Source organism: Leucobacter japonicus, from assembly GCF_001273855.1.
Taxonomy (GTDB): Bacteria; Actinomycetota; Actinomycetes; order Actinomycetales; family Microbacteriaceae; genus Leucobacter; species Leucobacter japonicus.
In genome coordinates, this window is record NZ_JHBX01000108.1 from 46,037 (window position 1) to 71,251 (window position 25,215).

Annotated in this window: 21 protein-coding genes; 10 read left to right on the forward strand and 11 right to left on the reverse strand. The window is 68.3% G+C overall.

Annotation, left to right across the window (positions count from 1 at the left end; translation table 11 throughout):
- Positions 1 to 105 precede the first annotated feature (105 nt).
- On the reverse strand, positions 106 to 753 hold the full coding sequence (locus AMS67_RS09580; protein WP_053387178.1) for a Maf family protein: 648 nt from the start codon (positions 751 to 753) through the stop codon (positions 106 to 108).
- 153 nt (positions 754 to 906) lie between these two features.
- On the opposite strand from AMS67_RS09580, the gene AMS67_RS09585 reads away from it, so the two are divergent.
- From AMS67_RS09585 to AMS67_RS09610, 6 genes are all read left to right on the forward strand, one after another.
- Complete coding sequence (locus AMS67_RS09585; RefSeq protein ID WP_053387179.1) at positions 907 to 1,179, forward strand: GlsB/YeaQ/YmgE family stress response membrane protein; 273 nt, start codon at positions 907 to 909, stop codon at positions 1,177 to 1,179.
- 52 nt (positions 1,180 to 1,231) lie between these two features.
- Entirely contained in the window at positions 1,232 to 2,581 is a 1,350-nt protein-coding gene (locus tag AMS67_RS09590) for a class I SAM-dependent RNA methyltransferase (protein ID WP_053387180.1), read from the forward strand.
- 20 nt (positions 2,582 to 2,601) lie between these two features.
- Positions 2,602 to 3,558: a LysR family transcriptional regulator gene (locus AMS67_RS09595; RefSeq protein ID WP_053352171.1), complete on the forward strand. Its 957-nt coding sequence runs from the start codon at positions 2,602 to 2,604 to the stop codon at positions 3,556 to 3,558.
- A gap of 95 nt (positions 3,559 to 3,653) precedes the next feature.
- Positions 3,654 to 5,096, forward strand: coding sequence for an MFS transporter (locus AMS67_RS09600; protein WP_082305425.1), 1,443 nt, complete (start codon positions 3,654 to 3,656; stop codon positions 5,094 to 5,096).
- Positions 5,093 to 6,379, forward strand: coding sequence for a M20 family metallo-hydrolase (locus tag AMS67_RS09605; protein WP_053387181.1), 1,287 nt, complete (start codon positions 5,093 to 5,095; stop codon positions 6,377 to 6,379). Before AMS67_RS09600 ends, AMS67_RS09605 begins: the two co-directional genes overlap by 4 nt.
- A 10-nt stretch (positions 6,380 to 6,389) precedes the next feature.
- Complete coding sequence (locus tag AMS67_RS09610) at positions 6,390 to 7,943, forward strand: amidase (protein WP_082305426.1); 1,554 nt, start codon at positions 6,390 to 6,392, stop codon at positions 7,941 to 7,943.
- Here AMS67_RS09610 and AMS67_RS09615 read toward each other — a convergent pair.
- The 3 genes from AMS67_RS09615 to AMS67_RS09625 form a co-directional block, all read right to left on the reverse strand.
- Positions 7,901 to 8,284, reverse strand: a complete 384-nt coding sequence (locus tag AMS67_RS09615; protein ID WP_082305475.1) for a cupredoxin domain-containing protein — start codon at positions 8,282 to 8,284, stop codon at positions 7,901 to 7,903. The two genes, AMS67_RS09610 and AMS67_RS09615, sit on opposite strands and share 43 nt — an antisense overlap.
- A 13-nt stretch (positions 8,285 to 8,297) precedes the next feature.
- Complete coding sequence (locus AMS67_RS09620) at positions 8,298 to 9,731, reverse strand: NAD(P)H-quinone dehydrogenase (protein ID WP_053352167.1); 1,434 nt, start codon at positions 9,729 to 9,731, stop codon at positions 8,298 to 8,300.
- A 367-nt stretch (positions 9,732 to 10,098) separates the two neighbouring features.
- Positions 10,099 to 10,584: an SIP domain-containing protein gene (locus AMS67_RS09625; protein WP_053387183.1), complete on the reverse strand. Its 486-nt coding sequence runs from the start codon at positions 10,582 to 10,584 to the stop codon at positions 10,099 to 10,101.
- A 314-nt stretch (positions 10,585 to 10,898) separates the two neighbouring features.
- Between AMS67_RS09625 and AMS67_RS09630 the strand changes: the two genes are divergently transcribed.
- From AMS67_RS09630 to AMS67_RS09645, 4 genes are all read left to right on the forward strand, one after another.
- Positions 10,899 to 13,619: an aminotransferase class I/II-fold pyridoxal phosphate-dependent enzyme gene (locus tag AMS67_RS09630; protein WP_075201334.1), complete on the forward strand. Its 2,721-nt coding sequence runs from the start codon at positions 10,899 to 10,901 to the stop codon at positions 13,617 to 13,619.
- Between the two features lie 31 nt (positions 13,620 to 13,650).
- On the forward strand, positions 13,651 to 14,475 hold the full coding sequence (locus tag AMS67_RS09635) for a purine-nucleoside phosphorylase (protein WP_053387445.1): 825 nt from the start codon (positions 13,651 to 13,653) through the stop codon (positions 14,473 to 14,475).
- A gap of 56 nt (positions 14,476 to 14,531) precedes the next feature.
- Complete coding sequence (locus AMS67_RS09640) at positions 14,532 to 15,839, forward strand: flavin monoamine oxidase family protein (protein ID WP_053387184.1); 1,308 nt, start codon at positions 14,532 to 14,534, stop codon at positions 15,837 to 15,839.
- Positions 15,840 to 16,059: 220 nt separating this feature from the next.
- The gene (locus AMS67_RS09645) at positions 16,060 to 17,622 is read left to right on the forward strand and encodes a S8/S53 family peptidase (protein ID WP_241488040.1); all 1,563 of its coding nucleotides are present in this window, start codon (positions 16,060 to 16,062) and stop codon (positions 17,620 to 17,622) included.
- 103 nt (positions 17,623 to 17,725) lie between these two features.
- On the opposite strand, the gene AMS67_RS09650 is transcribed toward AMS67_RS09645, so the two are convergent.
- The 7 genes from AMS67_RS09650 to AMS67_RS09680 all read right to left on the reverse strand — a co-directional run bounded on the left by AMS67_RS09650 (position 17,726) and on the right by AMS67_RS09680 (position 25,214).
- A complete protein-coding gene (locus AMS67_RS09650) occupies positions 17,726 to 19,354 on the reverse strand; it encodes an amidohydrolase (protein ID WP_053387186.1) in 1,629 nt (542 codons plus the stop codon).
- Between the two features lie 89 nt (positions 19,355 to 19,443).
- Positions 19,444 to 20,667 carry an NAD(P)/FAD-dependent oxidoreductase gene (locus AMS67_RS09655; RefSeq protein ID WP_075201310.1) on the reverse strand — a complete coding sequence of 408 codons (1,224 nt, stop codon included), beginning with the start codon at positions 20,665 to 20,667 and terminating at the stop codon, positions 19,444 to 19,446.
- A gap of 4 nt (positions 20,668 to 20,671) precedes the next feature.
- On the reverse strand, positions 20,672 to 21,034 hold the full coding sequence (locus AMS67_RS09660) for a cupin domain-containing protein (RefSeq protein ID WP_053387187.1): 363 nt from the start codon (positions 21,032 to 21,034) through the stop codon (positions 20,672 to 20,674).
- A 37-nt stretch (positions 21,035 to 21,071) separates the two neighbouring features.
- Positions 21,072 to 22,442 (reverse strand): NAD(P)/FAD-dependent oxidoreductase, encoded by a 1,371-nt coding sequence (locus AMS67_RS09665; RefSeq protein WP_053387188.1) that lies wholly within the window; start codon positions 22,440 to 22,442, stop codon positions 21,072 to 21,074.
- Positions 22,443 to 22,520: 78 nt separating this feature from the next.
- The gene (locus tag AMS67_RS09670; RefSeq protein ID WP_156316606.1) at positions 22,521 to 23,543 is read right to left on the reverse strand and encodes an ABC transporter ATP-binding protein; all 1,023 of its coding nucleotides are present in this window, start codon (positions 23,541 to 23,543) and stop codon (positions 22,521 to 22,523) included.
- Positions 23,527 to 24,333, reverse strand: coding sequence for an ABC transporter permease (locus AMS67_RS09675; RefSeq protein ID WP_082305428.1), 807 nt, complete (start codon positions 24,331 to 24,333; stop codon positions 23,527 to 23,529). Before AMS67_RS09675 ends, AMS67_RS09670 begins: the two co-directional genes overlap by 17 nt.
- Entirely contained in the window at positions 24,333 to 25,214 is an 882-nt protein-coding gene (locus tag AMS67_RS09680; RefSeq protein ID WP_053387189.1) for an ABC transporter permease, read from the reverse strand. Before AMS67_RS09680 ends, AMS67_RS09675 begins: the two co-directional genes overlap by 1 nt.
- Position 25,215 lies beyond the last annotated feature (1 nt).

Consider the following 25,215-nt stretch of genomic DNA (forward strand, 5'->3'; position numbering starts at 1 on the left):
CCTCGATAGGAGATTCGGCTTCGGTGGTGCGTTATGCGCCGATCCGGCCCACCGACGCCGAATCTCTCACCGAAGCCGCGGGCTGACCGACCCCAGCGCGAGGGGTCACCGGTTCCAGAGGCTCGGGTACTGGTGGCCGAGCTCGATGACGAGTCGGCGCAGCGCCGGAAGCGACAGGCCGATGACACAGCTGGGCGATCCCTCGATGCGTTCGATAAACGCCCCGGCGAGGCCGTCGATGGCGAATCCGCCGGCGAGCTCGAGCGGCTCGCCCGTCGCGACATAGGCCGCGAGTTCGGCGTCAGTGAGATCGACGGAGAGCGTCACCTGCGCGGTGTCGACCGAGCCTGCGGCGCCGCGAACCTCACCGCCGGTGCAGTCGATCAGCCAGTGGCCCGAGTGCAGCACCCCGGTGCGCCCGCGGTGCTGCTGCGAACGTTCGAGCGCGACCTCGGGCAGGTGCGGCTTGCCGAGAATCTCGCCATCGAGCAAGAACATCGAATCGCCGCCGAGCACGAGCCCATCGATCTCGCCGGTGCCCTGCGGCCCGAATCGCCGCACGACGTCCTCGGCTTTCAGCCGCCCCAGGTACTCCGTGAGTTCGGGAGCGGTCAGCTCGCGACCGAGTTCGGCCTCGCGCGCGACGACTTCCGCTTCTTCATCGACCTCGGGTGAGAAGCACACCGGCTCGATGCCCGCCCCCCTGAGCACGGAAAGACGGGCGGGTGACGTCGAGGCTAGGACGAGGCGCATGCCTGCGAGTCTAGGGCGTGCACAGCGGGCGCAGCCGCGCGGTACACCCTGCTGATCACGCACGACAACCCCCTGTTCCACGTGGAACGAGAAGGAATACCGTCGTGACATGGGGCTGCAACGTGCTGCCCCGTGAACGGAAGGAGTTCTCTCATGGGTTTCCTCGGATTTTTGCTGCTGGGCCTGATCGCCGGTGCAATCGCGAAGGCCATCCTGCCGGGACGCCAGGGCGGCGGATGGATCGCCACCCTCATTCTGGGTGTGATCGGCGCGCTCGTGGGCGGCTGGTTGGGCGGGCTCATCTTCAACGCTGACCTCGGCGCATTCTTCTCGATCCAGACGTGGCTGCTGGCCATTGGCGGATCGGTCGTCGTGCTGTTGATCTGGGGCGTCATCACCGGGCGCAACAAGAGCGCGAACGCGTAACGACGCAACGCACCCGCACGGGGTCGACCTCGGGCAATGGGAGAATAAGGGCATGACTGAATCCACCAGCTCTGCCCCGCTCACTCCCGGCGCCGAGGTCGACCTCGTCGTTTCCGGCATCGCCCACGGCGGTGTCGGCGTCGCGCGGCACGAGGGGCGCGTGGTGTTCGTCGCCGACGCGATCCCGGGCGAGCGCGTGCGCGCCCTCGTCACCGATGCCCGCAAGAAGTCGTTCGCCCGCGCGACTGCCATCGAGGTACTCGAGGCGTCGCCCGATCGCCAGACCCACATCTGGGCCGAAGCCGACATCTCTCGCGCTCCCGAAGAGCGCGCCGGCGGCGCCGAGTTCGGGCACATCTCCCTCGATCGCCAGCGTGCGCTCAAAGCCGAGGTGCTGGCCGACGCGATGCGTCGCTTCGGCGGCGTCGAGTTCGCCACCGAAGAGGGCGAAGACCTCGCGAGCGCCCTGGCCGAGATCGTCGAGCCGGCCCCAGAGTTCATCACGGACGACGCTGACGACTCCGACGCTGCAGACACCGGCCTGGGCTACCGCACGCGCGTGCGCCTGCACGTCGACCCCGAGACCGGTGCGGTCGGGCCCTATGCCGCTCGCAGCCGCCGTGTCATTCCCGTCGAATCGTTGCCGCTCGCGACGCACGAGGTGAATCAGATCGCGCCGCTCACCGACCTCATGCAGGGCGTCGAGACGATCGACCTCATCGCACCGTCGGGCGCCGAACCGCGCATGCTGCTGACGCTTGCGGGCGAGAAGCAGCGCGCCGGTGCGGGCGACACGATTCGCGAGTTCGTGGAGGATCGCGAGTTCCAAGTGCGGGCCGGCGGCTTCTGGCAGGTGCACCGCGCGGCTCCCGCTGTGCTGTTCACCGCTGTGCGCGACGCCGTGGCAGACCTGATCGACGAGGGCCGCTTCGATCCTGCCGCCGGCAATCTCGACCTCTACGGGGGTGCGGGCCTGCTTGCGGCCGCCGTCGCCGAGGCCGCAGGCCCCGGCGTAAAGATCGCCACCGTCGAGGCCGAGGCCGCCGCGACCGAGGACGCTGCGGAGAACCTCGCGGAACTCGTCGGCGCGCTGGCCCACACGGCCCGCGTCGACCGACACCTCGCCGAGCTGCTGAAGGCGTCGGCGCCGGTGCGCGACCGTCTGCGCCGCGGCACCGTCGTGCTCGATCCGCCCCGTTCGGGCGCCGGCAACGGCGTCACCGCGCAGCTCGTCGAGCTCGCGCCGGCGAACGTGGTCTACGTGGCCTGCGACCCCGTCGCTCTCGCCCGCGACACGAAGTCGCTGCGCGACGCCGGGTACGAGCTGACCGGGCTGCGCGCATTCGACATCTTCCCGCACACCCACCACTTCGAGTCGCTCGCGGTGTTCCAGCGCGCCTGACCCGCTGCGATCATGGACACATGACGACGGCGTTCACTCTGGTCCAGCTCACCTACTTCAACGCGGTCGCCCGCCTGGAGAACATGACCGCGGCCGCGGCCGAGCTGAATGTGACCCAGTCGACCCTCTCGAGCGCCATCGCGCAGCTCGAGAGGGAACTCGCCGTCGAGCTGTTCACGCGCGATCGCGGCAAGGGACTGCAGTTGACGTCGGCCGGTCGCGCGCTGCTCGCCCGCGGGCCGGCGCTGCTCGAGGAGGCCGAGCTGCTCACCGCGTCCGTGCGATCCGCCAATGCAGCGCTCTCCGGCGACCTGACGGTCGGCATCTACGCGCCGCTCGCCCCCTTCCGGGCCCCTGAGATTCTCGACCGCTTCGAACTCGCCTACCCCGACGTGAATCTCACCTTCTTCGAGGGCGATCAGGGCAGCCTGCAAGACGCACTCCACGACGGTCGCTGCGAGGTCGCGCTGATGTACGACCTCGGCGTCGACCACCGCTTCGCACGCACCGTCATCGACCGGGTGCCGCCCCACATCATCGTGCCCGAGGCGCGGGCGCAGGCACTCGCCGGGCGCAGCGTGGTCAGTCTGCGCGAGTTCGCCGACGAGCCCCTGATTCTGCTGAATCTGCCGCACACCGGCGACTACTACCTGCGCCTCTTTCAACAGTTGGGCATCGAACCCCGCATTCGTCACGTGTCGCTCGGATACGAGACCGTGCGATCGTATGTGGCGCGCGGTCACGGCTACTCCATTCTCAACCAGTGGCTCGACCAGAGTTTGACCTACTCGGGCAAGCGGGTCGTGCCGCTGCGCCTCTCCGATGAGTTTCCGCCGACCGAGGTCTCGCTGGTGCAGCGGCGCGATATCTCGCCGACGCGCAAGGCTCGCGCCTTCATCGAGACCTGCCGCGAGATCTACGCGAACGCCGCAGGGTCATCGAGTGATTCGATTACCCGCAACGAACATTCTCATTAGACGCCGCGCCCCGGTCACTCAGAGGATAGGGAGACCCGGCCACCGCCGCTGCAGCGATTCGATCCGACCCGGCCGGGACCATCCTGGAGGACGCAATGACGCCGAATTCCGAAGACCGCCCGACGCTGACCACTGAGCACGCACCCGATGCTCCGACCGATCCCCACGACGCTCGACCCGCCACTGATCCCGTCAATCTGCCGACGGGGCCGCTCACCATCGCCGAGCGCAAGCATCTCGACCGCAAACGACTGAAAGTGCTGCTCGCCGGAGGCGTCGGGCAGTTCATCGAGTTCTACGATTTCAGCCTGTACGGGCTCTCCGCGTTGACACTCGCCACACTCTTCTTCCCCTCCGATAACCCCGCGATCGGTCTCCTGTCGACCTTCGCCGCGTTCGGCGTCGCGTTCTTCATTCGTCCGCTCGGCGGGCTCTTCTTCGGCGCGCTGGGCGATCGCTACGGCCGGCGCCCGGTGCTGTACGTCACACTGCTGACGATCGGCGTCGCGACCGCGGGCATCGGCCTGCTGCCCACCTACGCCCAGATCGGCATCGCCGCGCCGATCCTGCTCGTGATCTGCCGTCTGCTGCAGGGATTCTCCGCCGGTGGCGAGTCGGTCGGCGCCCCGGCCTTCGTGTTCGAGCACGCGCCCAAGCATCGCCGCGGACTCTGGTTGAACATCACCCTCGCCGCCACGGCACTGCCCTCCGTCGTGGGCGGTGCGCTCATCCTCACGCTGTCGCAGAGCATGCCCGCCGATGCGTTCGAAGGATGGGGCTGGCGCGTGCCGTTCCTGCTCGCCCTGCCGCTCGCGGTCTTCGGGCTCTGGATCCGCTCGCACACCGAAGAGTCCGAGGCCTTCAAAGAGGTGCAGGCCGAGCAAGAAGTCACCGGCGAGCAGCGGACCCCGATTCGCGACGCGTTCCGCGAGAACTGGCTGAAGATGCTGCAGGTGATCATGGTAATGGGGCTCACCGCCATGGGCTTCTACTTCTTGTCGGGGTACTTCGTGGCCTACGTGCAGACCGCCGGCGACCTGTCGCGCGAGAGTTCGCTGCTCGCCAATGGTGCAGCGATGCTGCTGTACGCGCTCCTGCTGCCCGTCGGCGGCATGATCGGGGATCGGGTCGGGCGCAAACCGATGCTCATCGCCGGCGCGGCTGCCATCGCGATCATCGCGGTTCCGGCATTCATGCTCGTCACGTCGGGGTCGCTGCCGCTCGCCATTCTGGGGCAGTTCATCTTCGTCGGCGCGGTGTGCATCTACGGCGGCGGCTGCTACACCTTCTTCGTCGAGATCTTCACGACGCGCACCCGCTTCACCTCGGCGGCCGTCAGCTACAACGTCGGCTACGCGATCTTCGGCGGCACCGCGCCATTCATCGGCACCTGGCTCGTCCAGTCCACCGGATTCTCGGCCAGCCCGGGCGTCTACATGGCCGTCGCCGCGGCAGCAGTCTTCTTGGTGCTCGTCTGCACGCGCATCCCCGAAACCCACCCGCTCAAGCGAACCACCTCGATGGGAGTCACCCGATGACCGATCACGCATTCCTCGCAGATTTCCACGCCGTCGCCGCAATCGGCGCGACCGACGCCGGCGGTGTCGATCGGCAGGCCGCGACGGCTGAGGATCGCGAGACACGCGAGTGGTTCCGCACCTTCGCCGTGGCGCGCGGATGGGAGGTGCGCGTCGACGGTATCGGCAACCAGTTCGCACTGATCGAGTTCACGCCGGGCGCACCATTCGTGCTGCTTGGCTCGCATCTCGATTCACAGCCGCTCGGCGGCCGGTTCGACGGCGCCTACGGGGTGATCGCCGGCCTGCACGCCGCGGCTCGCGTCGCCGAACAGATCGCATCGGATTCAGCGGCTCCACGCTTCAATCTCGCCGTCGTCAACTGGTTCAACGAGGAGGGCGGCCGGTTCGCCCCCTCCATCATGGGGAGTTCGGTCTTCGCCGGCATCAAGGACGAGGCGGAGATGCTCGACGTGCGCGATCTGGCGGGCATCAGTGTGCGCGAGGCGCTCACGAGTATCGGCTATCTCGGCGATGACGAACGCCCAGAGATCGCGTCGTACGCCGAGATCCACATCGAGCAGGGTCGGCTGCTCGAGCGCGACGCGCTGCCCATCGGTGCGGTCGACCGCAGCTGGTACACCCAAAAGCTCGATATCGAGGTGATCGGAGAGCAGTCGCACACCGGCGCCACGGCGATGGCGGATCGGCACGACGCCCTGCTCGGTGCCGCGCAGATCATCACCAAGGTGCACGAGGTCACCGGCCTGTTCGAGCCCGAAACACTCGTGTCGTCGGTCGGTCAGCTGACGCTCGAACCGAACTCGCCGATCGTGGTCGCACGACGCGTGCGACTCGTCGCCGACCTGCGTGCGGACGACCGCGACGTCGTCCTCGCCGCCCGCGATCAGCTGCTCCGCGACATCGCCGCCGTCGAATCCGCGTTCGGCCTGACCGTGCACGCACGCGACTTCGATGTCCGAGACAACCAGCATTACCCCGAGGCAGGCATCGCGCTCGCCGAGGAGTGCGCGGCCGAGCTCGGTCTCGGCGCCCGTCGCATCCGTACGATGGCCGGGCACGATTCCGTGGCGATGAACCGCATCGTGCCCACGGTGATGCTCTTCATCCCCTCCGTCGACGGCGTCAGCCACTGCGAGCGAGAATTCACCACCGATGCCGACATGGTCGCGGGTGTACGCATGCTCAGCGAGGTCGCGCGACGCCTCGTACACGGCGCTCTGAACGATGCGCCGCACGATGCGCCATCGCTCGCCGAGGCCACCGCGTCGGCCCGAGTCTGAACGGAGAGCCATGACCACCACGACCTCCGCTTCATTCCCCGCGGCGCCGCTGAGCGCTGCGGACTCCCGCGATGATGCGACCGTCGCGCTCGCGCACCTCGACGCGCACACTGCGCGCGCCCGTTTTGTGAGCGGAGACCTCGCGCCGAGCGAATTGCTGCGGGCGACGCTCGACCAGATCGCGGCGCGCAACCCCGAGGTGAACGCATTCACCGAGCTCCTGGAGCCCGAAGCCCGTGCGCAGGCGCACGCTGCCGACGAGGCCTACGCGCGCTGGCGCCCGGGCGACGCACCGTTGCCGCCGCTGCTCGGCATCCCCGTCGCGACGAAAGAGAAGCACGGCATCGCGGGACGCTTGCTCGAACAGGGGCTCGTCGCCTGCCGCGGGCAGCGCGCGAGTGCGCATCACCCGGTGGTCGCCCGCATCTTCGCGGCCGGTGGAGTGATTCACGGGCGAACGACTTCGCCGGAGTTCTCGTGCGCGACGACCACCCACTCGCCCATGTGGGGGGTTACCCGCAATCCGTGGAACCTCGCCGCGACACCCGGCGGATCGTCGGGAGGTGCAGGAGCTGCTCTGGCGGCGGGAATGGCGACGCTCGCGACGGCTTCGGATATCGCAGGAAGCACGCGTATTCCGGCCGGGTTCACCGGCACGGTGGGGTACAAAGCACCGTACGGACGGATACCCGGCCTGCCTCCGCTCGCCGCCGACACCTATCGCGGCGATGGCCCCATGGGCCGCACGGTCGCCGATACCGCGCTGCTCAGCCAGGTGATGAGCGGACGGCACCCGATCGATCATGCGTCCTGGGGACCGCAGGGCGGGGACGATCTCATCACAGCGCTTCGTGGCGCCGATGGCGTGCGCGGCATGCGCATCGGCTTGTCGCTCACGCTCGGCGACTACCCGGTCGCGGAGTCAATTCGCGACCGCACCGTGCGCGTGGCCGAGGCACTCGCCTCAGCCGGAGCCGAGATCGTCGAGGTGCGGCTTCCGTGGACCACCGAACGCCTGCGTCGCGTCGCGTTCACCCACTTCGGGCATCTTCTCGGGCCGGCCATGGCGGCGATCACCCGTGGCACGGAATCGGAGCTTGCCGCCTACACGCGACAGTTCATCGCCGACGCGGCGCGAGCTGTCAACGGCGTCTCGCTCCCCGAGTCGCTCGCGCTCGATGCCGGGGTGCAGGCCGAGCTCGCAGAGGCGATGTCTCGCGTGGACGTGCTCGTGACGCCGACGCAGGCGGTCGAGATGCTCGATGCGGATGGCGATTACCTCGACGGCATCGATGTCGCCGAGGCCACGGGAGTTGCACGACATCTCGAGCACTACTGGGAGGCCCACCTCACCAGCCCGTTCAACATCGCGAATCGAGTGCCGGTACTCGCGGTACCGAGCGGCGTCTCGCCGAGCGGCGTGCCCACCGGCGTGCAGATCGTCGGCCACCCGTTCGCAGAGGCGTCCGTCTTCACCGTTGGCTCCGCGATCGAGGAGTTGCTGCCGGCGCTCGAGTTTCCCTACGGAGCGACCACTCGCACGACGCCGCGCATCTCGGGGTGAATCGAGCAGAGATACGAGAACTCCCCCGCATCGTCGAAGACGTGCGTGTACGTGCCCTCCTGCTGCAGCTCCGTGACGAAGCTGCGGTCATCGGCGACCACGTCGTGCTCCCCCGGGCCAACGAACTGCCAGCGCACGGCTTGGCCAGGCGCGATCTCGACCTCCGCCGGTTCGTAGCGGTTGTCGCTCACGGTGACGGTCACGACGGCTTTGACGTTCTCGTCCGAGGGCACGGGCTCGGGCTTGCTCGGGGCGCACGCGCTGAGCACAGCGACGACGGCGATCCCGAACACTCCCGCGGCGGCCCGCAGCACACGACGACGCGACAGCTCTTGCATCATGCCGAACCCCGGATCAGTGCGTGTGCAGCGCGCGCGCCGCATCGGTGATCGCACCGGTCATCGACGGGTAGACGGCGAATGCCGAGGCGACCTGGTCGACGGTGAGACGATGCTCGACGGCGAGTGCGAGCGGGAAGATCAGCTCGCTCGCCCGGTGCGCCACGATGACGCCGCCGACCACAGTGCCCGACGCCTTCCAGGCGAAGAGCTTCACGAAACCGTCGGTGAAGCCGATCATCTTGGCGCGCGGGTTCACGCTCAACGGGATCGTGTGCGAAATCGCCTTTGCGACGCCCTCGTTCTCGGCAAGCGTCTGCTCGTTCCAGCCCACGGTTGCGATCTCGGGGTAGGTGAACACGTTCGCGGCGACATTGCGCAGGTCGATCGGGCGCACGAAGTCGCCGAGCGCGTGCATGATGGCGGTGCGACCCTGCATCGAGGCGACCGAGGCGAGGGGGAAGAAGTCGGTGCAATCGCCGGCGGCATAGATCGACGGCACGTTGGTGCGCGCGACCTTGTTCACACGGATGTGACCGCTTTCGGTCAGGGCCACACCGGCTTTCTCGAGCCCCAATCCCGCGGTGTTCGGGATCGACCCGACCGCCATGAGGCAGTGCGTGGCTTCGATGGTGCGACCGTCTTCGAGCTCTACGAGCACGCCGTTCTCGGTGCGGGTCACCGACGTGGCGCGCGACTTCGACATGACGTGCATGCCGAGACGAGTGAACTCGCGCTCGATGACGCCCGCCGCGTCGCGATCCTCACCCGGCAGCACCTGTTCGCGGCTCGAGACCAGGGTGACCTCGGAGCCCAGTGTGCGGTAGGCGTTTGCAAACTCTGCGCCGGTCACCCCCGACCCGACGACGACGAGGTGCTCGGGAACAGACGGCAGATCGTAGAGCTGCTTCCAGGTGAGAATGCGCTCACCGTCGGGCTTCGCGGAATCGAGTTCACGCGGGCTCGAACCCACCGAGACGACGATGGTGTCGGCCTCGATACGGTCGAAGTCCGTGCCGCCCGCGGCGGTCGAGATGAGCACGGCGTTGTGCCCGTCAAGCCGCCCCTCGCCCTGCACGACGCGCACGCCGGCGTCTTCGAGCGAACGCAGCATGTCGACCGACTGCGCGCCGGCCATGGCGATGAGGCGCTTGTTGACCGCGGCCAGGTTCACCGCGATCTCGGGGCGCACGGGCTTGCCGTCACCGCCGGGCACGAACGCCTGCACGCCGAGCTTGCCGGAGTCGCGCACGCTCTGCGCGGCGCTCGCGGTGGCGATGAGACTCTTCGACGGCACGACGTCGGTGAGCACCGCGGCACCACCGACTCCCGCCCGCTCGATGAGCGTGACTTCAGCGCCGAGCTGAGCACCGGCGAGAGCCGCCTCATACCCCCCGGGGCCGCCGCCGACTACCGCGATCCGATGCTTGCGTTCACTCGCCTTCGCCATACGGCAATTCTATGGGTCCGGGCGGTGCCGGGCGCAGCAACACTTCTGCGCGCCAACCGCGCTTCACCCGCACCTCACCCCGCCGGTCGCACCTTCCGCCCGCGCCCTCTGCCCGCGCCTCTCCACTCCGCACTCTGCGATCGGGGTAACTTTCGACCAGTGCTGCGGGCCGGAGTGGGGTCAACACTGGTCCGAAGTTACCCCGATCGCAGAGAGCGGAGCGATGCACAGAGCGGCGCGGAGCGGAGCGATGCACAGATCGGCGCGGTGCGGAGCGACACAGAGAGCGGCAGCAGAGCGCGGTGAAACGGAGCGGAGAGACTCAGCGGCCGAACGAACGGCGAGTGCGGAGCGAAGCCTCGAGCGCCTACTCGCCGCGCTCGCAGCGGCGGCCGCACTCGCGGTCGCAGTACCCGGGCCAGCGCTTTTCCAGGCGGCGGTCGAGGCTCATCCAGTAGGTCTGCATCACCGAACTCGTGCGGGCGCCCATCCAGAGCTGAATGTTGCGCACGGCTTCGCCGTCGGCCCAGAGCCACTCGTCGAACCAGGCGTCAACGGCTCCGGCGAGCGCTTCGCCGCGTCGGCGACCGAGACCGGGCCTCGGGCTCTGCTCGCGCTGTTCGCGGCACAGCCACGTCACGCCCACGTGCGGCGGCGTCGGCAGCGTCTCGATCTGAATCTCCGAGAACACCTCGATGAACACGCGCCCGTAGGCGGTGTCGGGCAGCTCGCGCAGCCATTCACCGAGTTGCGTCAGGTCAGAGGCGTCGCCGGCGGCGAGCACGCAGTCGATCCCGTCGGGATCGATGACCGAGACGGACTCGGAGAAATCGGATGGTTCGGAGAAGTTCACGTGTTCATCTTAGGGCAACCTAACTTTGGTCGGAAGATCTCACAGCAAATTCGTCGCGAGCGGGCAAACGACGCCAGAAACGTCTCGCATACCGAATCGCGTACGCCGTCATGTACCGTGTCACGCATCACTCGTCGCATAAGATTTTCCCTCACGGGGTCCAGACGCTGACAGCAGCGCTGCGCCCGAGCGACCGAACGATGAAGTGGGAAGGGCTGCTGCACATGACGAAGATCGACTCCACCGCCAAGCCGACGTTCGACGGAGGGGCGACCGTGGCATCGATCGGAATGCACAGCGGCTCGAACGTGCAGATGCACGTGCCGCACACGCAGGGCAAACTCGAGCGCGACCCGGGCATGCCCGCGTCGTCATGGCGCATGCGTAGCGATGCGTGGGAGTACCTGAAGTTCGCGGTGAAGCGCCTCGCGACCGATTCCGACACCGCCGAGACCCTCGCGGCCGACGGCGAAGTGCAGCGCAATCTCCGCGCCCTCGAAACGATCGAACTGTACTGGGCCGGCTTCGGGCAGCGCTACGTGCAGGCGATCGGCGAACTGCTCGAGGCCGGCGACTACCGCACCGCGCTCGACCGCATCGGTCGCGTCGTGAATCGCCTGCGCCACGACACGGTGCCCGACGAGGGCCGCGACGAGTTCTTGGACGAGCAAGAGCGCCAAGAGCTGTCGGTCGACGCCGACCCGCGCCCTCGCTTCGAGGTGCTCGTGATCGATGAGACCACGGCGCAGGATCGCGACGCGCTTCGTGCCGAGGGCCTCAAATTGCGCGGGCCCGCCGACGACTTCATCTACGACTACGTCGTGGTGCCCTCCGCCGACGACGCCGTCGCCGCGGTGCTCACGAACCCGAACATCCTCGCAGTGGTCGTGCGCCCCGGCTTCAGCGAGCGCACCCGTCAGAAGCTCAGCCGCGACCTGCACGACTCGATTCGCCTCGCCCGCGCCGAGGTCGTGCCGGGCTCGGCGCCCGCGCGCAGCTCGCTCGCGTCGGTGCAGCGCGTACTCGGCATCGCCGACACGCTCGCGGCGATCCGGCCCGAACTCGACCTCTATCTGGTCGCGGGCGCGCACATCGAAGATCTCGCGGGTGCGCTCACCCGCCGGTTCCGCCGCGTATTCCGCCGCGAAGATCAGCTCGAGCTGCATCTCACGCTGCTGCGCCGCATCTCACACCTCTACGATACCCCCTTCTTCTCCGCGATTCAGGATCACGCCCGCCGCCCGGTCGGGGTGTTCCACGCGCTTCCCGTCGCTCGCGGCGGCTCGGTGGTGGCGTCGAAGTGGATTCGCGACCTCGCCGACTTCTACGGCCTGAATCTGCTGCTCGCCGAGACGAGTGCGACCTCGGGCGGCCTCGACTCACTGCTCGCGCCGGTGCGCACGCTCAAGAAGGCGCAGGAGCTCGCCGCTCGTGCATACGGCGCGAAGCATACGTTCTTCGTCACGAACGGCACGTCGACCGCGAACAAGATCGTGCACCAGGCACTCACGGCCCCTGACGACGTCGTGCTCGTGGATCGCAACTGCCACAAGTCGCATCACCACGCGGTGATGCTCACGGGTGCCCGCCCGGCATACCTCGAGGCGTACCCGCTGAACGATTTCGCGTTCTACGGGGCCGTGCCGATCGATCGCATCAAGCAGCTGCTGCTCGATTACCGTGCTGCGGGCCGCCTCGACGAGGTGCGCATGATCACCCTCACGAACTGCACCTTCGACGGCATCGTGTACGACCCTGAGCGCGTGATGGCCGAGTGCCTCGCGATCAAACCCGACCTCGTGTTCCTCTGGGACGAGGCCTGGTTCGCATTCGGCGCGTTCCACCCCGTCACTCGCCGTCGCACGGCGATGGCCGCGGCGAAGCGCCTCGAGCAGCACCTGCAGACCACCGCGCACGCCGCCGCGTACCGTGCGCAGCAGGAGCGCCTGTTCCAGATCGACGGCACGCCGGCGCCCGACGCGGTGTGGCTCGAGGAGCGGCTGATCCCGGCCCCGACATCGCGCATTCGCGTGTACGCGACCCAGTCGACGCACAAGACGCTGACGGCGCTGCGCCAGGGTTCCATGATTCACGTATACGACCAGGATTGGGTGCGCGACGCGGAGGAACCGTTCCACGAGGCGTACATGACGCACACGTCGACGTCGCCGAATTACCAGATTCTGTCGTCGCTCGATATCGGCCGCCGCCAGGTCGAGCTCGAGGGCTTCGAGCTCGTGCAGCGCCAGCTCGATCTCGCGACCAGCCTGTCGCAGGCGATCGCCCGGCACCCGCTCCTGCGCCGCACCTTCCGCGTGCTCACCGCGCACGATCTCGTGCCGGCGGCGAACCGCGAGTCGGGCCGGCCGATGCCGCTGCGCGACGGACTCGCTTCGATGTGGCAGGCGTGGGCGACCGACGAGTTCGTCGTCGATCCGTCACGCATCACCATCGAGATCAGCCGCACCGGCGTCGACGGCGACACGTTCAAGCACGAGTACCTCATGGACCGCTACGGCATCCAGGTCAACAAGACGAGCCGAAACACGGTGCTGTTCATGACGAACATCGGCACCTCGCGCAGCGCGATCGCGTACCTCATCGAGGTGCTCGTGAAGCTCGCGGAGCGGTTCGAGGAGGATCAGGCCCAGCACGACCCCGAAGACCACCCGGTCGTCGAGACCCCGATGCCGCCGCTGCCCGACTTCAGCGAGTTCGCCGCCGAGTACACGAATGCGGATGCGCTGCCCGACGGCGATGTGCGCACCGCGTTCTTCCTCGGCCAGAAGCGCGGCGCGGTCGAGCACGTGCTGCCCGCCGAGCTGCGCGCCCGAGTCGATCGAGCCGCGGCCGAGGGCGGCGACGCCCCGATCTCGGCCGGGTTCGTGACGCCGTACCCGCCCGGATTCCCGGTGCTCGTGCCGGGGCAGGTCATCACCGGCGAGGTGCTCGACTTCATGGCAGTACTCGATACGCGCGAGATCCACGGATACGACGCACGCCGCGGCTACCGCATCCTCCGCCCGGAGGCGTGACCGACGCCCCGAGCCGCCTAAGCTGGTGCGCATGAGCACCGCACCAGCTGAGGCCGCCGCAGCCTCCGAACCCGTCGCCCTCGCCACCGAGGCGGCCGCCGCCATCGCTCGCCTCACCGGCGTCGAGCGCCACGACATCGCGCTGACGCTCGGCAGCGGCTGGGGCAAAGCCGCCGACGTGATCGGCGAGACGGTCGCGGTGGTGCCCGCGGCCGAGGTGCCCGGGTTCCATGTCTCAGGCGTGCCCGGCCACTCGGGCACGCTGCGCTCCATTCGCCTCGCCAGCGGCAAGCACGCCCTCGTCATCGGGGCGCGCACCCACTACTACGAGGGTCGCGGCGTGCGCTCGGTCGTGCACGGAGTTCGCACTGCGGCGGCTGCAGGAGCGCAGATCATGATCCTCACGAACGGTGCCGGCGGCGTCGACCCGGCGTTCAAGGCCGGTGAGCCCGTGCTCATCAGCGATCACCTGAACCTCACCGCCGTGTCACCCATCGAGGGCGCCAACTTCATCGACCTCACCGATCTGTACGCCTCGCGGCTGCGCGACATTGCGCGCTCTGTCGAGCCGTCGCTGCAGCAGGGCGTCTACGTGCAACTGCCCGGGCCGCACTACGAGACCCCCGCCGAGATTCACTACCTGCGCACCATCGGCGGCCAGATCGTGGGCATGTCGACCGCGCTCGAGGCGATCGCCGCACGCGAGGCGGGCATGGAGGTGCTGGGCCTGTCGCTCATCACGAACCCGGCCGCAGGCATGGGGGATCCCCTGAGCCACGCAGAGGTGCTCGCCGAGGGCAAGGCGGCCGAGCCGCGCCTCGCCGATCTGCTCTCGCGCGTCGTCGCGCAGCTGTAGGCCGCGCGGCTAGGCTCGGTGCAGCGCGTCTCGCGCGGGCACTCGAGGAGGAGCGCATGGAATCGGTCGACGTCGTCATCATCGGAGCGGGCTTTGCCGGTCTCGTGGCTGCGCGCGAGCTCGGGCGGGCCGGGCATTCGGTGCTCGTGCTGGAAGCGCGCGATCGCGTCGGCGGACGCACCTGGACCGACCACCGTTTCGGGTACGAGCTCGAGCTCGGCGGCACGTGGGTGCACTGGGTGCAGCCGCACACCTGGGCCGAGCTCACTCGGTACGGGCGCGACATCGAGCGCAGCCCACGAGCCGACGAAGCCTACTGGCAGGGTGCCGATGGCAGGCCGCGTCAGGGCACGCTCGAGGAGTTCATGGCACTCATCGACGACGGCCAGCAGCGCATCATCGACGACGTGCGCGAAGCGATCCCTCGTGGGGTCGCGCCCACGGTCGGGTCGATCGGCGACCTCGACGGGTTGAGTGTGCAGGATCGCATCGACGCACTGGGGCTCGACCCCGAGGCGCGGGCGGCGAACGAGTCGGTCTGGGTCGGTCACGTCAACGCTCCACTCGACACGGTCGGCCTCTCGAGCGCTCTGCGCTGGGTCGCGGCGACCGGGGGCCACTGGCAGCTCATGCACGAGGCTTCGGCCACCTATCGGGTCGTCGGCGGCATGAGCGCGTTCACCGCGGAGATCGCGCACGACGTCCCCGGCGAGATCCGGCTCGGCGCGACGGTCGTTTCGGTGGCCCAGGCCGACGGAGCCGCGACGGTGGAGCTCGCCGACGGCTCGCTGATCCGGAGCCGTCGTGTCATCAGCACGCTCCCCGCGAATGCTATCTCGACCATCGCGTTCACGCCCTCGCTGCCCAACGTCTGGCAGCGCCTCGGCGAGGAGCGCGTCGCGTCGCGCGGCACAAAGGCGTGGATTCGCGCGCGGGGCCATCTGCCGCGCTTCTTCGCTTACGCGAGTCAGCACGATCCGCTTTCGGTGCTCAAGGTCGAGTATTACGGAAGCGACGACGATGGTGAGTTCACTCTGCTCGTCGCATTCGGCCCCGACCACGAGCGCATCGACCTCGAAGACCTTATGGCGGTGCAGGCCGCGGTCGACATCTTCCGCCCCGGTATCACTGTGACCGGCGTCACGGCCCACGACTGGATGACCGACTCGCTCTCGCAGAACACTTGGATGACCCACCGCCCCGGGCAGCTCACCCGCGACCTGGCCGACCTGCAGGAGCCGCAGGGGGCGCTCCACTTCGCGACCACCGACAACGCGAACCTCTGGGGCGGGTTCATCGATGGCGCAATCGAAAGCGGGCTGCGCGAGGCGCGGCGAGTGCAGCGGGAGCTCACCGGCGGCTGACCGCGGGGGCTCTTACAGCAGGCATCGAACTCGGCCAGACCGGTGAGTTCAGAATCTTCCACGGACGCGATACGTCGATCGAAGCTCGTGCCGCATGGCGAGAGATGGGCGCAACGGATGCAACGACAGCCGAGATCGTGAACCAAACCTTGAAGACGTGCGGAACGGTGTCTCCGGCGGACACAATAGAACCGGATGAAATTTCGGAATCGGGGACGAAGTGCAAGAAATTCTCATTATGGGGCGCAAATTCGCAATTGCAGGGGTAGCGATCGTATCTGCGGTGTTGGCTGTCGCGGCAACACCGGTCGCCGGTGCACAGGCTGCGCCGGCAACGAGTGATCAACGTTCGGCTGGGTTGTGGCAGGTTGACAAGCTCGGTTTTGATGCTCTGCAGGCTTCGGGCTGGACGGGTGAGGGTGTGAAGATCGCGGTGATCGACACATTTGTGAACCCGGATGTGCCTGAGCTGCAAGGTGCGAATGTCCAGGTGCGAGGTTCGACGTGTGCGGATCCTGCGACGGGGAAGCCGCTCGATGTGGTCTCCGACGATCCGGCGTTGTCGGCACACGGCACGAATGTGGTGTCGATGCTGGTGGGCAATGGGACTGCGGGTGATGGAGGAGCGGGCGCTCGGGGAATCGCGCCGAAGGCTGAGGTGTGGTTTTACGGAGTGGGTGATCTTGATGCGACGGACGCTGATCAGTGCAAGTTGCAGGATCCGACGCTGGAGCCGGGTGGTATCGATCTTGCGCATGACGTGAGTTGGGGTGGGTCGACCGTGAGTAACAATCCGGACGGTGCGGGCGATGCGACGGCATTGGCTGCGCGTGCGGCAATTCGTGATGGAGCCGATGTGGTGTCGGTGTCCGTGCTCAGCGGTGGTGGCGGGACTGACTGGGCACAAGTAATTTTTGAGTCGCTGATCGCGCAGGTGCCCATCGTGGTCGGCGTCTTGAATCCCGATGATCAGTTCGCATTGGTGGGCGGACCTTTCGCGACCAATGGTGCGTTTCCGGTGAATGCCATCGCGCACGATGGCGCGCTGCTCAGTGATGCGTCGGGGGCGACCTCGTTCGGTGGGGACAATATTGCGGTCGCTGCCCCCGGCGTTGAGGTGTTGGGTGTGGGGGATGCGTCCGGGTGGGGGCCGGCGCTGATCTCCGGCACGTCGTATGCGACGCCACTGACTGCGGGTGCTGCGGCATTGGGATTTCAGAAGTATCCGGATGCCTCGCGGTTCCAGGTGATGCAGGCCATGTTGCGGACGACCGGCTCGGGTGGAGTGCATGACATCGAGTGGGGCACGGACGAGTTGGGGGCGGGATACCTCAACGTTGCGGAGATGCTGGCTGCGGATCCGAGCGAGTTTCCTGATGAGAATCCGCAGTGGTTGACCGACGTGTCCGACCCGAGGTGCGTGTTCCGGGACGGCAAGGTCGGCACCATCACCGATCAGGGCGTTTGGGAATGTTCGTGGTCGGCAGGGCCGTTCCCTCCGGAGTATGACGCGTATCGTGCGGTTGTGGTTGATGGTGAGCCCATCGTGGTGAACGATCGGCGTGAGCAGACGCCGTATTCAAAGGCATCCGAGAGTGCGGCGGCGAAGGGCCAGCAAGGTGCTGATGGGAGCGGCGCTGTGTCTGCGATGCCGGTGTGGGCCGTGGCGCTGATCGTGTCTGGGATCGTGGCGTTGCTTGGCGTGTTGGCAGTGGTGATGGTGTTGGTGCAGCGGTCACGCAAGCGCACAGTGAACCACACAGGTCGCTTTACAGATCGATGACGGCGATCGGGCGGGATACGCCGCGCACCGTGCACGAGCGCATCTCGACCCGAACAACCCCCGAATCATCAGCAGGTGGACTCGAGGCCATCCACACGTCCTCTCACTCGGCCGCGTGCACCACGCGACCGTCGACGACGGTGAGCACGATCGGCAGCTCGGGCAGCGCGTCGACATCGGCCGCGACCGGGTCGGCGGCCCAGACCGTGAGGTCGCCCACAGCGCCCGGCTCGAGTGTGCCTCGATCGGCGTGGCCGCGAGCGCGCGCCGGCCACAGCGTGTAGGCGAGCAGCGCTTCCTCACCGGTCAGCCGCTGCGACGGCTCGAAGACGTTCGCCGACGGATCGCCCGGCGTGTGCCGCCCGCGCGCCCACGCCATACCGAGTCGCGGGTCGTACTGCGCCACCGGCCAGTCAGAGCCGAGCGCAAGGGTGACGCCGGCGTCGAGCACGTCGCGCACGCGGTACCCGGTGTCGTGGCGGTCCGCGCCGAGACGCGTGGCCCAGCCGTCGCTGTTGTCGGGCGCACGCCACTGCATGTGGAGCGGCTGCATCGAGGCGGTCACGCCGCTCCCCCGCAGCTGCTCCACGTCGGCGTCCGAGAGCACCTCGAGGTGCTCGATCGTGTGGAACGGCAGCCCGGGCCGCTCGGGCAGCGTCGCGTACACGTCGAGCACGCGGCTCACCGCGTAGTCGCCGACGGCGTGCGTCGCGATGAGCATGCCCGCGTCGTGGTACGCCCGCACCACCTCGCCGTAGCGCTCCCACGACGGCCAGAACGGCACGCGACCATCCCCGCACGCGTCGGGCACGTGCAACCAGGCGGTACCCGTGTCGATCACGCCATCGCTGAAGAGCTTGATGGCGCCGGTCGCCCACAGGCGGCCGGCGCGATCCTTCGCCCCGATCACGCGCTGCACGTCGGCGTCGGTGTCGCCCACTGCGTGCCAGTGGTGCACGGTGAGGCGGTGATCGAGTTCCCCCCGCTCCTCCAGCTCGGCGAGCAGATCGACCGTGCGATCCTTGCCGTCCATAATGGCGCCGCCCGTCAGTCCGACTGCCGCGAGCCGCCGGAACATGTCGCGCAGGGCGTCGCGCTCGTCGTCGTGGTCGGGCTGCGGCACCGCGTCGAACACGAGGTTGTACGCGGTGGGTTCGCGCAGTTCGCCGGTGGGGGTGCCGTCGGCGTCGACCACGACCTCGCTCGCGTCGTCGAATGCGCGGGCACCCGTCACGCCGGCTGCGGCGAGCGCGGGTGCCGTCGCAAGCGCCGTGTGCAGGTCGTAACAGATGAGCACGACGGGGCGGCCGGGGGCGGCGTCGGCGAGGAGGTCGCCGCGCAGACCGGTGTGCTCGAACGCCTCGTACTCGAGGTTCCAGCCGCGCAGCCAGGCCCCCTCAGGCAGGCGCGCGTGCTCGGCGGCGATGGCGTCGCGCAGCGCGTCGACGGTCTCGAGCCCGCCGAGGTCGATGCCGGCCGTGACCGAGGCGGCCCAGTGCGGGTGCGTGTGGGAGTCGAAGAGTCCGGGGGTGATGGTCGCTCCGGCGACATCGCGCACCTCGACGCCCAGCGACTCGGCGATCTCGACGATCTCGGCGTCACTGCCGAGCGCTTCGATGCGACCGGCGCGAATCAGCAGGGCGGTGGCAGGGCCGTCGACGGCTCCGTCGAGTGCGGTCTGAGTGCGCAGGTGCGCGCCGATGAGGGCGAGGTCGCCTCCGTGGTGGTCCATGGTGCTCCGTTTCTGCGGGGTCGTGCTCCGCCCGGCCCGGCGTCGGGCGATGAGCGGGGTCGGAATTCGATGGTCGCGAGGGGCGTGCGTCAGTGCCGCCCGATCGCACTGTATCCGGAACGCGCTGGGGATGCCCCGTCGAAGCGCCGTGGATTCCAGTGCCGATCGAACTCGGTGTCAGTGGCGGCTCCGGCGACGAGCGCGGCGAGGTGCTCCCCCATGAAGGCGGCGTACTTCGCGCCCTCCCCCGAATCGCCGCAGGCGAGCACGACGCTGGGGTGCGTGCGGCCGACCACGAAGTCTCCGTCGCCCGAGTCGGTCCAGGTGCACACCTGCGTACCGAGCACGCGGGGCACGAGGGCGGTGAGGTCTCGCGCGACGCGAGCGCGGATCGCCTCCGTGCGCTCAGGGTCGGCGGTGCGATCGAGGTCGTCGCCGAGTGACCCGTCGCGCAGTGCTCGGAGCGGGCGGTCGAGTCCGATCTTGTAGCCACGGGCACCGTTCGGCATCGCGTAGACACCGGCAGAATACGCACCCGCTGCGTCGGGGGCCGCGGGCATGCAATCGACGAGGCTCGGCAGGTCGGGGGCTGGGTGCGACGTCCCGGCGGGTGTCGTCGCGAGTTCGGGATCGCCGACGTACACCACCTGCTCGATGTAGGGCGTGAGCGGCAGCGTGAGCTCGAGCCCGGGCAGCAGTTCGGCGGTTCCCGGCCCCGCGGCGAGCAGCACCTGGTCGGCTGACCGCTCGGTACCGTCCGCGAAGCGCACGCGCGCCGACGTCTCCCCCGGCACGACAGCGGTCACGCGGGTGTCGGCCAGGTACTCGCCGCCCGCGGCGATGAAGGCGTCGAGCGCGCCCGCGAGGAGCCCGTCGAGGTGCACGACCCCGGCTTCGGCGACCCAGAGGGCGTCGCGACCGTCGGGTCGCAGCCCGGGGAACACCTCCGCGACCCGGTCGGCCGCGATGCGCTCGACCGGCTGCCCGATCGCGGCAAGCGACGCCCCCACATCCGCGAGGGAGGCGTCATCGCGCCAGAGAAGCCCAGTGCGACGAAACACCGGTGCCCCCAGCCGATCGCCGAGCCGTTCCATCGCGTCGCGCGCCGCGACCAGCGACCGGGCGCGCCACGGTTGCGTGTCCGCGAGCCGCCACAAACGAGTGCTGCCACCGGTGGAGGCCGACGGGTTGCCCGGCCCGAAGCGTTCGATCAGCGTGACGCGCCAGCCGCGATCCTGCAGCCCGAGCGCGGCGGGGAGGCCCCAAGCGCCCCCGCCGACGACGATCGCCGATCCCGAACCGACTGCAGTCACGATGTCAGTCGTCGATCGTCGTGAAGTGCTTGCGCAGCGGCTCATGGACGCGCCAAACTCCGGCCCAACCAGAGGGCATGACCATGACGTCGCCGGGGCCGAACTCCTCGGGTTCGGATCCGGCAACCTCGACGGTCACGCGCCCGGAGAGGATCGTGCACACCTCGGAGTAGCCGAGACGCTCGGCGGTGAAATCACCGGCCGTGCACTCCCACAGCCCGGTGCTGATGCGTCCCTCGGTCCAGACGTCGAGAAACGCCTCGGTCTGACCCGCGGTGATCGCCGTGGGTTTCGGCGCGTGCTCGCCGAGGGCGATGGTGCCGGTGTCGTGGGCGGCGAGAGTGCGAACGGTGCTGGCAGTGCTCATGTGCGGGGTCTCCTGCGATTCGAAGTGCGGGGTGGGATCAGTGTCGGCCGGTGACGACGTCGGCGATGTGGGCGATGGGCGAGGTCTGCTCACGACCGCCGAGCTCGGCACGATCGGCCATGCCGTACGCCGCGTACAGCCCCTTCGTCGCCAACCAGCGCAGCGGCTCCGGCTCCCACTTGCGGACGCGGTGATTCACCCAGGGCAGGCCCGCGATCTCGGTGTCGTTGCCGAGAATGAGGTCGGTGATCGTGCGGCCGGCGAGGTTCGTCGACGTGACGCCGGTGCCAACGTAGCCGCCGCCCCACGCAATCCCGGTCTCGCGGTCGAGACCGACCGTCGCCGCCCAGTCGCGCGGTACCCCGAGCACGCCCGACCACACGTGGTCGATCGCGGCACCCCGAGTGGCCGGGAAGAAGCGGTGCAAGATCTCGCTCAACGTCTCGACGGTCACCGCCGGCGTCTGCCCGTCCGTGTCCGTCTTCGACCCGAACTGATACGGCACCCCGCGCCCACCGATCGCGATACGGTCGTCGGCGGTGCGCTGCGCGTACATGTAGACGTGCGCGAAATCGCCCAGCACCTCGCCCTCGCTCCAGTGCAGCTCGTCCCACACCTCGCGAGACAGCGGCTCCGTCGCAATCAGCGAAGAGTTCATCGGCAACCAGAGCCGATGCAGGCCCTTCAGGTTCGCGGTGAAGCCCTCCGTCGCGCGCACGATGTACTCGGCCGACACCGTGCCGTGGGTCGTGCGCAGGCGGTGCGGCTCGATCTCGACCACGCGCGTGCGCTCATAGATCTCGACCCCGAGTCGCTCAGCAGCCTCCGCGAGCCCAGCGGCGAGCTTCGCCGGCTGAATGCGGGCCGCGTGCGGATGCCACACGGCCGCGCGCGTCTCTGCGACATTGATCTTCGCCCGCGCCTCGGTTGCCTCCAGCACCTGCACATCGGTGTACTTCCACGACTGCTCCGACGCGGCAGACGCACGCAAGCGCGCCTCCTGAGCCGGCGTATACGCCACCCCGAACTCGCCGCCGCGCTTGATGTCGGCGTCGATCCCCTCAGTCTCGGCCACACGAATCACTTCATCGACGGTCGCGTTCATCGCACGCTGGAAACGCTCGGCGGCATCGCGACCGTGCGTCTTCTCGTACTGGCCGCGCCCACCCGTGATCGAGTTCGTGAGCCAACCACCGTTGCGCCCCGAAGCCCCGTACCCGACATGACGCTGCTCGACCACCACCACCCGCAGGTCGGGGCGCGCCTGTTTCAGGTAATACGCCGTCCAAAGGCCGGTGTAGCCCGCGCCGACAATCGCGACGTCAGCCGTGAGATCTCCCGGGAGCTCCGGGCGGGGCGTCGGCTGACCGATCTGCTGCCACCAGTGCGAAACATTGCCGTTGATCATGGGTATTCGGTCCTTCGGTATCAGTGCTGCGAAATCGCGGGGCCCGTTCGAGAACCGCGCGGAGTGGATGGAGGCGCGCTACTGCGCTGCGGGGAAGACCGAGGCCGCTGCGGGATCCCAGCTCAGCCAGGCCGTCTCGTTCTCGCCGTGCAGCCAATCGAGGCCGCGCGCGCCGCGCACGACACCGGTCGACTCATCGGGCAGCACGATCTCGTACTTCCACCCCGACCCGAGGTAGATGGCCTGCCGCACCGTCACCCGCACCGCGGGCCGCCCGGCACCGATCGCCTCCGCCGACGCGTGAAGCTCGCCGTGCTCGGGGCGCACCACCGTGATCGTCTGACCGTCGTCGCTCGTGATCTTCGTCGACTCGCCGATGAACCCGGCGACGAACAGCGACGCTGGCCGCTCGTACAGGTCTTTCGACGTGCCGACCTGCTCGATGCGGCCCTCGTTGAAGACGGCGATGCGATCCGACAGCGTCAACGCCTCCTCTTGATCGTGCGTCACGAAGATGAACGTGCGGCCCACCTCGCGATGCACGCGCCGCAGCTCGAGCTGCAACCGCTCGCGCAGCTGCTTGTCGAGCGCGCCGAGCGGCTCGTCGAGCAGCAGTACCTTCGGCTCGAAGACGAGCGCGCGGGCCAGCGCGACGCGCTGCTGCTGCCCGCCCGAGAGCTCCTTCGGGCTGCGATCCTCGTAGCCCTCGAGCCCGGCCGTCGCGAGCGACTCGCGCGCCCGCTGCAACGCCTCCGCCTTCGGCACCTTGCGCTGCTTCAGCGGGAACAGCACGTTGTCGAGCACCGAGAGGTGCGGAAAGAGGGCGTAGTGCTGGAAGACGATGCCGAGACCGCGCTTGTGCACGGGCACGTCATCCATACGGGCGCCGTCGATCTCGACGTAGCCACTGGTGAGATCGGTGAACCCCGCGATGAGGTTCAGCGTCGTCGTCTTGCCCGACCCTGACGGGCCGAGGAACGTCATGAACTCGCCCGCCTGCACCTCGAGCGACACGTCGTCGAGGGCGATGGACTTCGGGTAGTGCTTCGAGACGCCCATGAGCGAGATCTCGGCACCGCGCTGGTTATGCTCGACGGCCACGGGATTTCCTTCCGGTCAGCACCAGCGCGCCGATGACGAGCACGGTGGTGAACACGAGAATGACGGTCGCTGCTGCCGCGAGCGTCGGGTCGGTATCGCGAGTGACACTCGCGTACATGAGAACAGGGAGGGTGTTGAGGTACGGGCTCTTGATGAAGAGGGAGAGCACGACCTCGTCGAACGACGTTACGAAGGCGAAAAGTGCTCCCGAGACGATTCCGGGCACGATGTTCGGCAGCGTAACGGTGAGAAACGTCTTGAGCTGCCCGGCGCCCAGGCTGAGCGATGCCAATTCGAGGCGGTCGTCGAACCCGGCGAACCCGGCCGTGATCGCGATCACGGTGAACGGGAGTGCGAGCACGGTGTGCGCCAGCACGAACCCGACGACCGTGCCGACGAGCCCGAGCTTCAGAAACACCGCGTAGATGCCGATCGCCACCACGATGCCCGGCACCACCATCGGGGCGAGGAGCCCGATGCGCAGCGTCGTCGACAGGCGCTTGTTCACGAGCGCCCGCAGGCCGAGCGCCGCGAGCAGACCGAGCACCGTTGCGAGGAGAGCGACGAGCAAGCCGACGAGCAGCGAGTTCGACAGCGCGGAGGTCCAGGCACGATTCGAGAAGAACGACTCGTACCACTGCAGCGACCAGGAGTCGGGCGGAAAGACGAACGACGCCTTACCGGTGAAGCTCAGCGGGATCACCACGAGCGTCGGGGCGATGAGCCAGAGCGCGATGAGCGCGCTGAAGATCCACAGGATGACCCGCGTCGCGGGGTGCAGTTTGATCATCAGAACGCCTCCACCGCGAGACCGCGGCGCCGCGCCGATCTCAATATCAATCCCACGAGCCCGAGCAGGAGGAACGTCGCCACGAGCAGGATCACGCCGAGCGCCCCGCCTCGACCCCACTGCAGCAGGCTGCTCACCTGCGCGTAGATCGCCTGCGCGAGCATGCTGTCAGACGGCGAGCCGAGCAGCGCCGGGGTCACGTAGAACCCGAGTGACTGGATGAAGACCATGAGCGAGCCCGCGGCGATGCCCGGGATCGACAGCGGCACGAAGATGCGGAAGAACGCGACCGAGGGCTTGGCACCGAGCGAGCGCGCCGCGGTCACGAGGCGCCCGTCGATGCCGTTCATCACCGCGTAGAGCGGCAGCACCATGAACGGCATGAGCACCTGACTGAGCCCGATGAGCACGCCCGTATTGCTGCGGATCAATTGGAAGGGACCGAGGCCGAGCATCTCGAAGAACGAGTTCACGACGCCCGAATCCTGCAGCAGCACGATCCAGGCGAACGTGCGAATCATCAGCGACGTCCAGAACGGAATGAGAGAGATGACCACCAGCACCATGCGCGCCTTCGGGCCGACGACCGTCATCAGGAATGCGTAGGGGTAGGCGAGCAGCAAGCAGATCAGGGTCGCGAGGAACGCGTTGCCGAACGTGCGGCCGAGGATCTCGAGGTTCTGGGGATTCTGCAGCGCCCAGGTGTAGTTGCCGAACCCGAGTTCGGGTTCGCTCACGCTGCGCCACATGCTCTCGAACACGGGATAGGCGAAGACTCCGACGAGGAGCGCGTACGCGGGCAGCAGCAGAAGCAGCGCCCGGTAGGGTGCGCGCCGCGAAGTGTTCGCGGCGCGCACCACGGGGAGGTTCGTGGTGGTCACG

Coding starts and splice junctions, on each gene's coding strand:
- AMS67_RS09580 (WP_053387178.1), bottom strand. CDS start 753: ATGCGCCTCGTCCTAGCCTCGACGTCACCCGCCCGTCTTTCCGTGCTC.
- AMS67_RS09585 (WP_053387179.1), top strand. CDS start 907: ATGGGTTTCCTCGGATTTTTGCTGCTGGGCCTGATCGCCGGTGCAATC.
- AMS67_RS09590 (WP_053387180.1), top strand. CDS start 1,232: ATGACTGAATCCACCAGCTCTGCCCCGCTCACTCCCGGCGCCGAGGTC.
- AMS67_RS09595 (WP_053352171.1), top strand. CDS start 2,602: ATGACGACGGCGTTCACTCTGGTCCAGCTCACCTACTTCAACGCGGTC.
- AMS67_RS09600 (WP_082305425.1), top strand. CDS start 3,654: ATGACGCCGAATTCCGAAGACCGCCCGACGCTGACCACTGAGCACGCA.
- AMS67_RS09605 (WP_053387181.1), top strand. CDS start 5,093: ATGACCGATCACGCATTCCTCGCAGATTTCCACGCCGTCGCCGCAATC.
- AMS67_RS09610 (WP_082305426.1), top strand. CDS start 6,390: ATGACCACCACGACCTCCGCTTCATTCCCCGCGGCGCCGCTGAGCGCT.
- AMS67_RS09615 (WP_082305475.1), bottom strand. CDS start 8,284: ATGATGCAAGAGCTGTCGCGTCGTCGTGTGCTGCGGGCCGCCGCGGGA.
- AMS67_RS09620 (WP_053352167.1), bottom strand. CDS start 9,731: ATGGCGAAGGCGAGTGAACGCAAGCATCGGATCGCGGTAGTCGGCGGC.
- AMS67_RS09630 (WP_075201334.1), top strand. CDS start 10,899: ATGCACGTGCCGCACACGCAGGGCAAACTCGAGCGCGACCCGGGCATG.
- AMS67_RS09635 (WP_053387445.1), top strand. CDS start 13,651: ATGAGCACCGCACCAGCTGAGGCCGCCGCAGCCTCCGAACCCGTCGCC.
- AMS67_RS09640 (WP_053387184.1), top strand. CDS start 14,532: ATGGAATCGGTCGACGTCGTCATCATCGGAGCGGGCTTTGCCGGTCTC.
- AMS67_RS09650 (WP_053387186.1), bottom strand. CDS start 19,354: ATGGACCACCACGGAGGCGACCTCGCCCTCATCGGCGCGCACCTGCGC.
- AMS67_RS09660 (WP_053387187.1), bottom strand. CDS start 21,034: ATGAGCACTGCCAGCACCGTTCGCACTCTCGCCGCCCACGACACCGGC.
- AMS67_RS09665 (WP_053387188.1), bottom strand. CDS start 22,442: ATGATCAACGGCAATGTTTCGCACTGGTGGCAGCAGATCGGTCAGCCG.
- AMS67_RS09675 (WP_082305428.1), bottom strand. CDS start 24,333: ATGATCAAACTGCACCCCGCGACGCGGGTCATCCTGTGGATCTTCAGC.